This is a genomic window from Actinomadura rifamycini DSM 43936, assembly GCF_000425065.1.
In the GTDB taxonomy this organism is placed as follows: Bacteria; Actinomycetota; Actinomycetes; order Streptosporangiales; family Streptosporangiaceae; genus Spirillospora; species Spirillospora rifamycini.
In genome coordinates, this window is sequence record NZ_AULB01000046.1 from 26,187 (window position 1) to 36,604 (window position 10,418).

Consider the following 10,418-nt stretch of genomic DNA (forward strand, 5'->3'; position numbering starts at 1 on the left):
AGAGAGCCATCGCGATCGCCCTCGCGATGGTTCTCTAGGGCTTTCTAGGTCTGCCGGTAGATAGGTCTATAGATCGATCGCGAGAAAAATCTAGCGCTCTCTAGCCTTGAAGCTAGAGAAGCGAATAGTTCTCACGAAGGTCGATGCGGCTCTCTAGCGGTCTATGCGCCGCGAGCCAGAAAGCGTTAGAGACGCCCATCGGCGGCCATGGACGGCCGGAGCGGCGGCGGGTCAGCCGGGTTGGGAGCGGAGGAACTTGCCGAAGTGCGGCACCGTGAACGCGATCATGCCGCGTTCGGCGCTGTAGATCAGGCCCTTCTTGATGAGGCCGTCGCGGGCGGGCGACAGGCTGGACGGCTTGCGGCCCAGCTCCTCGGCGACCGCGGCGGTCGGGACGGGGTCGTCGCCGAGCATCGCCATCGCGCGCATGTAGTCGCGTTCGGCGGGGGTGGCCCGCTCGTAGCGGCTGCCGAAGAAGCCGACGGCGAGTTCGCTCTCGGCCTCGGGCGCGGCGACCTCGATGTCGTCGGCGGTGATCGGGGTGCCGGGCGCGACGTCCCACACGACCTTCGCGTACGCCTGCACGAAGTACGGGTAGCCGTCGGCCGCGCCGTACAGGGCGTCCAGGGCGTCCTGGGTGAAGGTGACCTCCTCGCGCTCGGCGGGCGCGAGGAGCGCGTGGTCGGCGGACTCGCGGTCGAGCCGGTCGATGCGGGCGTACCGGAACAGCCGCTCGCTGTAGGACTTGCTCGCCGACAGGACGGCCGGGAGGTGCGGCAGCCCGGCGCCCACCACGATCAGCGGGCCGCCGACCTGCGACAGCTCGTGGCAGGCGGCGCACAGCGCGGACACGTCGTCGGCGGGGACGTCCTGCATCTCGTCGACGAACAGCGCGATGCCGACGCCGACGTCGGTCGCGACGGAGGCGGCGTCCACGAACAGCTCGGTGAGGTCGATCTCGAGGTCGCCGGAGTCGGCGCGGCCGCGCGCGGCGGGCACGTCGATGCCGGGCTGCCAGCGGTGCGCCCGCGCCTTCGCCTTGCCGGACGGCTCCTCGCCGGCCTGCGCGAACGCCTTGAGCACGCCGAGGAAGCCGTCGATGCGGTCGGGGGCGCGGTGCCGGGGCGCGAGCTCCCGGACGGCGCGGTGCAGCGCCGACGCGACCGGGCGGCGGATCGACTGGTCGGGCCGCGCCTCGATCTTGCCGGTGCCCCAGAGCCGCTGGATGGCCATCGAGCGGAACGCGTTGAGCAGCACGGTCTTGCCGACGCCGCGCAGCCCGGTGACGATCATGCTGCGTTCGGGGCGGCCGCGCGCCACCCGTTCGAGCACCACCTCGAACTGCCTCAACTCGCGGTCGCGGCCGGCCAGCTCGGGGGGACGCTGCCCGGCGCCGGGGGCGTAGGGATTGCGCACGGGGTCCACGCTCTCGGACTCTATGAGGCGGTATAGCTGCGGCCGTAGATTTGCGTAGAAACCGCTGCGGCGTGTCGCGGGCCGCCGCCGGTGGCACGCGTTCCCCGCCGCGTTCCCTACCGCGTTCCCCGGCACGGTTCCCGTCGCGGCCGCGCTTCCCGTCCCGTCGCGGATCGCCGTCGTCGCCATGTCGCCTCCCCGGGCGGGCGCGTTCGCGGGCTGGTTCAGAAGGCGTCGAACTTCTGTTCGACTCGTTCGAACACAGTAGCGCACGCGCCCGCCGCCGTCACACGAACCCGGCGGGTTCGCGGCGGATTCACGCGAGGGACTCGTCGGCCTCCGACCGGTGCGGGACCTTCTCGGCCGGGATCGTCCCCATGCGTCCGGCCTGGAAGTCCTCGAACGCCTGGACGATCTCGTCCCGGGTGTTCATGACGAACGGCCCGTACCGCGCGACGGGCTCGCGGATCGGCAGGCCGCCCAGCACGAGGATCTCCCAGCCGTGCGCGCTCGCCTGCGGCTGCGTGTCGGCGGCCCGGACGACCAGGCCGTCGCCGGTCCCCTTGTGGTGCGAGCCGCCGAACACGGCGAACTGCCCCTCGTCCAGCGCGACGTCCTCCACGCCGACCGTCCCGCGCCCGGACAGGACGTACGCCATCGCGTTGAAGTCGCGCGGCCACGGCAGCGTCAGCCGGGCGCCCGGCGCGACGGTCGCGTGCAGGTAGTTGATCGGCGTGTAGGTGACGCCCGGCCCGTCGTGCCCGGCGAGCGACCCGGCGATGACGCGGACGAGCGACGACCCGTCGTCCGCGGCGAGCAGCTTCACGTCGCGGGCCTCGATGTCCTGGTAGCGCGGCGCGACCCACTTCTGCGCGCGGGGCAGGTTCACCCAGAGCTGCACGCCGTGGAACAGCCCGCCCCGGGCGACGAGCTCGGGCGGCGGCTGCTCGATGTGCTGGATGCCGGACGCGGCGGTCATCCACTGCGTGGCGCCGTCGGTGATGAGGCCGCCGCCGCCCGTCGTGTCCTGGTGCTGGAACGCGCCGTCGATGATGTAGGTGACGGTCTCGAAGCCGCGGTGCGGGTGCCACGGGGTCCCCTTGGCCTCGCCCGGGCCGTACTCGACGGCGCCCATGTGGTCGAGCAGCAGGAACGGGTCGGCGAGCGACAGGTCGATGCCGGGGAACGGGCGCCGAACCTGGAAGCCCTCGCCCTCCAGGTGCTTCTTCGCGGTGACGACCTTGGCGACGCGGCGCCAGTCGGTGTCGCCTTCGGGCAGCAGGGGCAGGCGCGGCAGGGTCAGCGGGTTCGCGGTCACGGCGGGCATGGTGTCTCCCCTCGGTCGGCGCCGGTCGGCACCGGACGCTCGTCCCGCACAACCTAGTTGATGCTTCAACTATTTCCGTTTCGGGGCCCGGGTCTGTACCGTCGGTAGGGACGTCCTCGCGGAACGGCACGCGGAACGCCGCGGCGATCGCATTAATTGAACGTTCAATCTGTTCTATACTGGTGCGTATGAGCGAACCGCGCTGGCTCGACGCCGCACAGCAGCGCGACTGGCGTGCCTACGTGGACGGCAGTGTCCGGCTGAGCGAGATCATGGAACGGGACCTCAAGGCCAAGCACGGCCTGTCGCTGTCGGAGTACGAGATCCTCGTCCGGCTGTCCGAGGCGCCCGACCGGCGGCTCCGCATGGCCGAACTCGCCGAGAACGCCAGCCAGTCGCGCAGCCGCCTCTCCCACACCTGCGCCCGGCTGGAGTCCAAGGGCCTCGTCGAGCGCGACAACTGCCCGAGCGACAAGCGCGGCGTCTTCGCCAACCTCACCGACGCCGGCATCGCCGCGCTCGAACAGGCCGCGCGCGACCACGTCGAGACCGTCCGCGAGTACCTCATCGACATCATCGAGCCCGCCGACCTGGAGGCCGTGGGCCGCGTCTTCACCGCCGTCCTCCAGCGGCTGGAGACCGGGTCCGGGCGCCTCTAGCCGCCGGGCCCGTCCCGCCCGGGCGGGTCACAGCGGGGCGGTGAGGCCGGTGAGCAGGCCGACCGAGAGCAGGCTGAGGAGCACCCAGCCGAGCATCATCCCGTAGCCGAACGTCCGCCACCGCCCGCCGACCCGCCACACCAGCAGCCCGCCCAGCCCGAACGCGAACACCAGCAGGGCGACGAACTGCGGCAGGACGTTCGGACGGTCCGACGACATCAGCGGCGCGTACATCATCACCAGGTCGACGAACGCGAACGCGCAGCCGCCCCCGGCGAGCGCCGACACGTCCCGCCCGACGAACGCGCGGGCGCGCTCGACGAACGCCTCCGCGCGGTCCGTCCGGATCCGCGGCCCCGGCTCCCGCTCGACCTCCACCTGCTGCGCCACTGCGAAGATCTCGTCCTCGAGCGACGCGCCGTCGCGCTCCCGCTCCTCCGGATCCGCCATACCGGCTCCCTGGCCCGAGGTCGCCGGGTGCCCCGCCCGGCCCTGGAAAGGTGCGGCGCCCGTCCTGCCCGGCCCCGTTCTCCGGCGGGCGCGCCCATCCGGAACCGTAGCGAATCCCGGTGTGACGCGCAGGGCACGGCACGTGTCATTCTGGAGTCATGCCAGGTAGCAGGCTTGCGAAGAGCGCGGCGACCGCCGCCGCGGTGCTCATGCTGGGGGTCGCGGCCGCGTGCGGCGGCGGCGACGGGGACTCCGAGGGCACCGCCCCGGCGTCCCCGCCGACCGCGACCGGAACGGCGGACTCGCCCACGGCGGCGCCCACCGACACGGAGTTCCGCTCGGAGGTCAAGGAGGTGACCGCCGAGGACCTGCCGGAGTCGTGGCGCGAGGGCTGCCCGGTGTCGCCCGGCGGCCTCCGGATGATCGAGATGACGTACTGGGGGTTCGACGACCGCCCGCACACCGGCGGCCGGCTCGTGGTGAACGAGAGCGCCGCCGACGACCTCGTCTCCGTCTTCCGGAAGCTGTACGAGATGCGGTACCCGATCGACCGCATGGAGCCCGTCGACAAGTACGGCGGCAGCGACTTCGACTCGATCGAGGCCAACAACACCTCGGCCTTCAACTGCCGCCAGGCGACCGGCTCGGGCTCCTGGTCCCAGCACGCCTACGGCCTCGCCGTGGACATCAACCCGTGCCAGAACCCCTACGTCAGCGCCGACGGCTCGATCGCGCACCCCGACTGCGTCAAGTACGGGGACCGCGACCTCGACGAGCCGGGCATGATCCATGCCGGCGACGACGTCGTCGACGCGTTCGCGTCGATCGGCTGGGGCTGGGGCGGAACCTGGACGGGCGCGAAGGACTACCAGCACTTCTCGTCCAACGGCCGCTGACCGGCGGGGACGCCCCGCCCCGGCGGACCGGGGACTACATCATCAGGAACGCGACCAGGGCGATCGCGATGACGAGCACCACCGCGGCGATGCCGAGGAGGAGGCCCTTGTTCATGCCCGGCGCCTTGGCGGGCTGCTGCGGCGCCTGGCCGGCGAAGTTCTGGAACTGGTGTGTCGTGCCCGCGGGATCGTTCGGTGTCTGCGACATGCGGACGAGCGTAACGGATCACTGACGGGCGTACACGGGCAATTCGCCCGCGTGTGGTGGCGGAGAGTGTGGGATTCGAACCCACGAGGACTGTCCCCAGCCCTGGGCGCTTTCAAGGCGCCTGCACTAGTCCACTATGCGAACTCTCCCGGCGACCCTTGCAGGTCGGTGCCCACGATAGCGCCCGCACGCCGGTGGCTTCGACCGCATTCCCGGTTCCGCGCCCGCACCCCGCGGGACGTCCGCGCCCCTCAGGCGTCCGGGACGGGCGGGGCGTCGGGGACGCGGTAGCCGGGGACGGAGGGCCAGCGCACGGTCAGCACGACGGACTCCTCCTCGGCGCACCACGAGTGGTCGACGCCGCGCCCCCACACCACGTAGTCGCCCTGCTCGCGGAGGACGACGTCCCGGCCGGGGAACTCCAGCCGGAACCGCCCGCTGATCAGGACCAGCAGCGCGGTGCGCTTCTCCCCGTCCGTCCAGGCCGCGCGGCGCTCCCCCTTCGGGTGCACGCCCCACTTGATCTCGACCTCGTCGCTGTGCCGCAGGTCGCCGGGCGGCTTGAAGTGGCCGAGCAGCCAGCCCCGGTCGGCCGCCGCGTCCGGCGCGGCCTTCCCGACGTACACGCCGTCGCCGTCGCCGGCCGCGCCCGCGTCGCCTGCCCGCACGGTTCCGGTCTCCACGCCTCGTTCGTCCATGCGCCTTTCGTACACGGCGCGCGGCCCGGACGGCCGCGGACGCGCCGTGCGCCCGTCCGTCCGTCAGCCCTGGGCGGCGTCGCCGTCGGGGCGGCGGAACGCGAAGCCGTCGCCGACGACGGCCGCGAGGGTCAGGTACGCCTCGCGGGTCGGCGGCGCGAGCTGCTCCAGCTCCACCTCGGCGCCCTCCTCCAGGTGGTCGTCGTACGGGATCCGGACGACCGCGCGGCAGCGGCTCTCGAAGTGCGCCTGGAGCTTGTCGAGGTCGACCTGGCTGCGGGTGCGGTTGCGGACCATCGACAGCACGACGACGCCGTTGCGGACGAGGTGCCCGTGGTCGTGGGCCTCCAGCCAGTCGAGGGTCGCGCTCGCGGACCGGGCGCCGTCCACCGACGGGGAGCTGACCAGGACGAGCTGGTCGGCGAGGCTCAGCACGCCCGCCATCGCGGAGTGCAGCAGCCCGGTTCCGCAGTCGGTGATGCAGACCGAGTAGAACTGCTCCAGGATCACGGCGACGGCGGCGTAGTCCTCGGCGCTGAACGCCTCGCTGACGGCCGGGTCGCGGTCGGACGCGAGGACCTCCAGGCGGGCCTGGTTCTGCGACGTGAACGCGCGCACGTCCGCGTACCGGTGGATGTTGTCGCGGTTGTTCAGCAGGTCGCGGACCGTCGCGGCCGTCTCCAGCCTGACCTTGTCCGACAGGGTGCCGCGGTCGGGGTTGGCGTCCACGGCGATGACCGTGTCGCCGCGCAGCGACCCCAGCATCGAGCCGAGCCCGGTGGTCGTGGTGGTCTTGCCGACGCCGCCCTTCAGCGACATCACCGCCACCCGGTGGTGCCCGCCCGCGACCTGGGTGCGGGCCCGGGCGATGAGGTCCTTGCGGCGCAGCTCGCCCTGCGACTCGCCCAGGTGGAGGTTGCCGCCGCTGGCCTTGTAGACGGCGCGGCGCCAGCCGGACGACGGCGCGATGCGGCGCTCGCCGAGCAGGTTCTCGGAGCTGAGGCTGTCGGCGGAGCCCGGGTCGGGCTCCGGCTCCTGCTGGGGGTGCGGCTGCTGGGGCTGCTGCGGGTAGCCGGCCGGGTAGACATACCCCTGCATCGGCTGGCCGGTGTTCGGGTCGATCGGCGCGTACGGCTGCCCGGTGGCGGGGTCCATCTGCGGGTAGGGCTGCCCGGTGGCGGGGTCGACCGGCTGGTACGGCTGGGCGGCGGCCGCGTTGGGGTCGTAGGGCTGCCCGGTGTTCGGGTCGACCTGCGGGTACGGCGGCGGCGTCGTGGGGCCGGGCTGGTAGGGCTGCCCGGTGTTCGGGTCGACCTGCGGGTACGGCGGCGGGGTCGTCGGGCCGGGCTGGTACGGCTGGCCGGCGTTCGGGTCGACCTGCGGGTACGGCTGGCCGGTGGCGGGGTCGACCGGCTGGTACGGCTGGGACGCCGCGACGTTCGGGTCCTGCGCGGGGAACTGCCCGATCTCCCAGGGCTGCTGCGCCTGGAACGGCGGCTGCGGCTGGGGCTGGGGCTGCTGCCCGGCCGGGTCGAGCGGCGGAAGCTGCGAGGGGTCGTACCCCTGGTACCCGGCGGCGCCCGGGTACGGCGGCGGGAGCATCCCGCCCTCGAACGGCTGCGGCATCGGCCCGCCGTCGTACTGGGCGGGCTGCTGCGGCTGCTGCGGTTCGGCGTAGCCGGGGAAGCCGGGGGGCGGCGGCACGGGGGCGTCCGCCTGCGTCTCCTGCGGCGGGGCGCCGGACGCCGGGGGCTCCTGGACGGGCGGCTCCTGGACGGCCGGGGGCGCCGCGAGCCACGGGTTGCCGACGGGTTCGGGCGGCGGCGGCGCGCCGCCCTGCGGCATCGGCGCGGGGGCCGGCTCGGCCGCGTCGTCCGGCTGCGGCCCGGGGGACTCGGGCGCCGAGCCCGACGGCCGCCCCGCCGCGTCATCGTTCATCGCGTCCAGAGAGGCCAGCCGCTCCTCGAGGGAGCGCCCGTCGTGCTCGTTCCTTGCCACCGTTTCTCCCCTCGGCACCCTCTGATGATCAATCCGGAGCAGGGTGGGCATAGACCCCCGGGACAGCGTACCCGCGTGTCATTACCACGCATCCACTCCGTAGATCGACTTTGACGCGGTGTGGCCGGGACCCCGCGCACGGCGCGCCCCCGCAGGGGGTCCCGTTCGTCCGGTATGTGGCCGTACATCCCCGAGTCGGAAACCGGCGGACGAGCGGGGCGGAGCCAGCGGATAACGTGAACGCATGCGTGCGATCGTGATCCGCGAGCCCGGGGAGCCGGACGTCCTGGAGTGGACGACCGTCCCCGACCCGGCCGCGGGGCCGGGCGAGGTACTGATCGAGGTCGCGGCGAGCGCGGTCAACCGCGCCGACGTCATGCAGCGGCGCGGGTTCTACCCGCCGCCCGACGGCGCGCCGCCCTACCCGGGCCTGGAGGTCGCGGGACGGGTCGTCGAGACCGGCGACGGCGTCGCGTGGCCGCGCGTCGGCGACGAGGTGTGCGCGCTGCTCTCCGGCGGCGGGTACGCGGAGCGGGTCGCGGTGCCCGCCGGGCAGGTCCTCCCGATCCCGGACGGCGTCGGCCTCGTCGACGCCGCGGGCCTGCCGGAGGTCGCCTGCACCGTGTGAACCATGCAACCGGTTCACACGCAACGGCTGCGCCCGTACGTATGTCTGTCTCCCCGCAACCCCTGATGATCGGCGCGTCCGCCGCTTAGCCTTGGAGCATGACCACGCGCAGCGTTGGGGACCGGTTGCGATCCACCCGCAAGCGCCGCGGGCTCACGCAACGAGAGCTAGCCACCCTCGCGGGAGTCTCGCTCTCGCTCGTCCGCAAGCTTGAACAGGGCGAGCAGCGAGACACGCGGCTAGAGACGCTCCGCAAGTTCGCCGCGGCGCTCCGCGTCCCGACCTCCGACCTGATCGACGGACCCCCCGCGGACGAGGACGAGCAGGACGCGGGCGAGCAGTGGGAACCCGTACGGCGAGCGCTGCAAGGACTGCACGCCGGTCAGCCGGCCGAAGCGCCGACCGTCCAGGGCGTGACGGACGCGCTCTCCGCGGCCATCCCGCTGTTCTCCGCGGACAGGTACACGGAGCTGTCCGCCGCGCTCCCGCCGCTTCTCCGCGATGCCGACGAACTAGGCGCGGACGCGCGTCCCGTCCGCGCGCGGCTCTTGCATCACGTCGGGTGGCTACTGACGCAGACACGACAGTTCGACACCGCGGAGGTAGCGCTACAGCGTGCCCTAGACGATGCATCGGACCGCTTGGACGCGGCTGCGACCGTGAACACGCTCGCGTGGCTCCGGATCCGTCAGGGACGCATCGGGGAAACGGTCGCGCTCGCGAGCGAATGGGCTGACGAAGTCGAGCCCCGCATGTCGCGCGCGACGATGGCTGAGCTGTCCGCATGGGGTTGGTTGCTCGTCCGGCTGTCCGCCGCCGCGAGCAGGAACGCCCAACCGGGAGACGCGGAGGACGCGCTACGGCTCGCGCGGACAGCAGCGGTCGCGATGGGCGCGGAGTACGCGCCCGCGACCGACTTCCTCCGCGCGTTCGGTCCGCTCACGGTCGCGATGAAGCGGGCAGAAAACGCGATGGTGGAAGACAAGCCGGACCGCGTCCTAGCCATGTCCGCGAAGATCCCGCTACAGGACATGCGCCCGACGTCGAACAATCGGAACCGGCATCTCTTGGACGTAGCAAAAGCACGCGTCGCCCTCCGGCAGCACGCGGAGGCTTTCGACGTCCTCCAGGACGTTCGCCGCGGTGCCCCTGAATGGCTGCCTAACCAACGCTACGCCCGCGACATATTCGGACAGATCGTTACCCGCAGACGGACACTGACGCCGGATATGCGCGAGTTTGCCGACTTCGTTCACCTGGCAGTCTGACGCCTAGTGGTACTTCGGGAGCCGTCAAGCCCGAAGTACCATTGCCCATGTCAACGGCCCTGCTTAGCGTCTTGCGCATGACGTCGGAGCGAGCAGGAAGCCCGGACACGCGGAAACACCTAGTGGCGCTAATGGATATCCTCCAAGCGCGTCACCTGCTGATGGGCGGCATCATTCGCCGCATGCACGCCTTGACCCTGCGTGTGGTCAGGGTCGGTCAGGTCCCCCGCCCGACAGTGGAAGTCGTGGTGGTATCCGCGGAGGACGGGCAATGGTTCGCGCGGTACTTGCCGAACGGTGACGAGATCGGCGAGAAGATCGGACTCGTAGACGATCCCTCCGGCGTCGCTACGGCGATTGAGTGGGAACTTCGGGACCGCGCGGAGGCGACGGCAGGACGCCAGCGATGACGCCGCGGGAAACGGTCGAACCGTTCGTGTGGGTGCTGGGAGCAATCGCGGTAGCGCTCGCGATGGGGTTCTATCTCGGTGCACTGTGGGCGACCCGTCGCCGTCGCCGCGCACGCTGGGCACGACGGCCGGAGCCGAACGTGTCGGCACTGAACCTTTTCCAGCAGCGTCCGACGGTGCGTGATCACATCATGATCGCGGGCGGTGTGGCGGGCCCTGGAACGTAAAGAAGCCCTGGTAGGACGGGTGGTCTCTCACCACCGCCCGATCCCACCAGAGGCTTCACATGCTTTTCTACCGTTCTTCGCTGCCGTTGTCGCGTCAGACGCTGCAGTACGTGACCGGGGTCGTCGGCCGCCACCGCAAGCAGGCCGGCAGCAAGGGCCGGGCACTGACGGCGGGCATGCAGGCGCTGATGACGCTGGCGTACTTGAAGAAGGGCGAAACGTTCGCGCAGCTC

General features: G+C 71.9%; 10 protein-coding genes, 1 tRNA gene and 2 pseudogenes. 6 read left to right on the plus strand and 7 right to left on the minus strand.

Annotated features, from left to right (window positions below):
* Positions 1–231: 231 nt before the first annotated feature.
* Positions 232–1,416, minus strand: coding sequence for an AAA family ATPase (locus tag H505_RS0131980; protein WP_233617966.1), 1,185 nt, complete (start codon positions 1,414–1,416; stop codon positions 232–234).
* Positions 1,417–1,732: 316 nt separating this feature from the next.
* The gene (locus tag H505_RS0131985) at positions 1,733–2,743 is read right to left on the minus strand and encodes a pirin family protein (protein WP_026405218.1); all 1,011 of its coding nucleotides are present in this window, start codon (positions 2,741–2,743) and stop codon (positions 1,733–1,735) included.
* Between the two features lie 188 nt (positions 2,744–2,931).
* Here H505_RS0131985 and H505_RS0131990 point away from each other — a divergent pair, with 188 nt between their 5' ends.
* Entirely contained in the window at positions 2,932–3,402 is a 471-nt protein-coding gene (locus H505_RS0131990; protein WP_026405219.1) for a MarR family winged helix-turn-helix transcriptional regulator, read from the plus strand.
* 27 nt (positions 3,403–3,429) lie between these two features.
* Here H505_RS0131990 and H505_RS0131995 read toward each other — a convergent pair whose 3' ends face one another.
* Positions 3,430–3,852 (minus strand): hypothetical protein, encoded by a 423-nt coding sequence (locus H505_RS0131995; RefSeq protein WP_026405220.1) that lies wholly within the window; start codon positions 3,850–3,852, stop codon positions 3,430–3,432.
* Positions 3,853–4,010: 158 nt separating this feature from the next.
* Here H505_RS0131995 and H505_RS0132000 point away from each other — a divergent pair, with 158 nt between their 5' ends.
* Positions 4,011–4,748, plus strand: coding sequence for a M15 family metallopeptidase (locus H505_RS0132000; RefSeq protein ID WP_026405221.1), 738 nt, complete (start codon positions 4,011–4,013; stop codon positions 4,746–4,748).
* Positions 4,749–4,782: 34 nt separating this feature from the next.
* On the opposite strand, the gene H505_RS50810 is transcribed toward H505_RS0132000, so the two are convergent.
* The 4 genes from H505_RS50810 to H505_RS49480 form a co-directional block, all read right to left on the minus strand.
* Positions 4,783–4,956 (minus strand): hypothetical protein, encoded by a 174-nt coding sequence (locus tag H505_RS50810; RefSeq protein WP_169528882.1) that lies wholly within the window; start codon positions 4,954–4,956, stop codon positions 4,783–4,785.
* A 57-nt stretch (positions 4,957–5,013) separates the two neighbouring features.
* A tRNA-Ser gene (locus H505_RS0132010) sits at positions 5,014–5,105 on the minus strand.
* A 102-nt stretch (positions 5,106–5,207) separates the two neighbouring features.
* Positions 5,208–5,654 (minus strand): cupin domain-containing protein, encoded by a 447-nt coding sequence (locus H505_RS0132015; protein WP_245592680.1) that lies wholly within the window; start codon positions 5,652–5,654, stop codon positions 5,208–5,210.
* A 63-nt stretch (positions 5,655–5,717) separates the two neighbouring features.
* Positions 5,718–7,652, minus strand: a complete 1,935-nt coding sequence (locus H505_RS49480) for a MinD/ParA family ATP-binding protein (protein ID WP_084551055.1) — start codon at positions 7,650–7,652, stop codon at positions 5,718–5,720.
* 244 nt (positions 7,653–7,896) lie between these two features.
* On the opposite strand from H505_RS49480, the pseudogene H505_RS45665 reads away from it, so the two are divergent.
* From H505_RS45665 to H505_RS52145, 4 genes and pseudogenes are all read left to right on the plus strand, one after another.
* Positions 7,897–8,277, plus strand: a pseudogene (locus tag H505_RS45665) (alcohol dehydrogenase catalytic domain-containing protein); the annotation flags it as partial.
* Between the two features lie 101 nt (positions 8,278–8,378).
* Entirely contained in the window at positions 8,379–9,548 is a 1,170-nt protein-coding gene (locus tag H505_RS0132030; protein ID WP_026405223.1) for a helix-turn-helix domain-containing protein, read from the plus strand.
* A 77-nt stretch (positions 9,549–9,625) separates the two neighbouring features.
* Positions 9,626–9,958 carry a hypothetical protein gene (locus tag H505_RS0132035; protein WP_157433214.1) on the plus strand — a complete coding sequence of 111 codons (333 nt, stop codon included), beginning with the start codon at positions 9,626–9,628 and terminating at the stop codon, positions 9,956–9,958.
* Positions 9,959–10,244: 286 nt separating this feature from the next.
* A pseudogene (locus H505_RS52145) lies at positions 10,245–10,418 on the plus strand (IS5/IS1182 family transposase); the annotation flags it as partial.

Coding starts and splice junctions, on each gene's coding strand:
- H505_RS0131995 (WP_026405220.1), bottom strand. CDS start 3,852: ATGGCGGATCCGGAGGAGCGGGAGCGCGACGGCGCGTCGCTCGAGGAC.
- H505_RS0131990 (WP_026405219.1), top strand. CDS start 2,932: ATGAGCGAACCGCGCTGGCTCGACGCCGCACAGCAGCGCGACTGGCGT.
- H505_RS0131985 (WP_026405218.1), bottom strand. CDS start 2,743: ATGCCCGCCGTGACCGCGAACCCGCTGACCCTGCCGCGCCTGCCCCTG.
- H505_RS0132000 (WP_026405221.1), top strand. CDS start 4,011: ATGCCAGGTAGCAGGCTTGCGAAGAGCGCGGCGACCGCCGCCGCGGTG.
- H505_RS0132030 (WP_026405223.1), top strand. CDS start 8,379: ATGACCACGCGCAGCGTTGGGGACCGGTTGCGATCCACCCGCAAGCGC.
- H505_RS0132035 (WP_157433214.1), top strand. CDS start 9,626: ATGACGTCGGAGCGAGCAGGAAGCCCGGACACGCGGAAACACCTAGTG.
- H505_RS50810 (WP_169528882.1), bottom strand. CDS start 4,956: ATGTCGCAGACACCGAACGATCCCGCGGGCACGACACACCAGTTCCAG.
- H505_RS0132015 (WP_245592680.1), bottom strand. CDS start 5,654: ATGGACGAACGAGGCGTGGAGACCGGAACCGTGCGGGCAGGCGACGCG.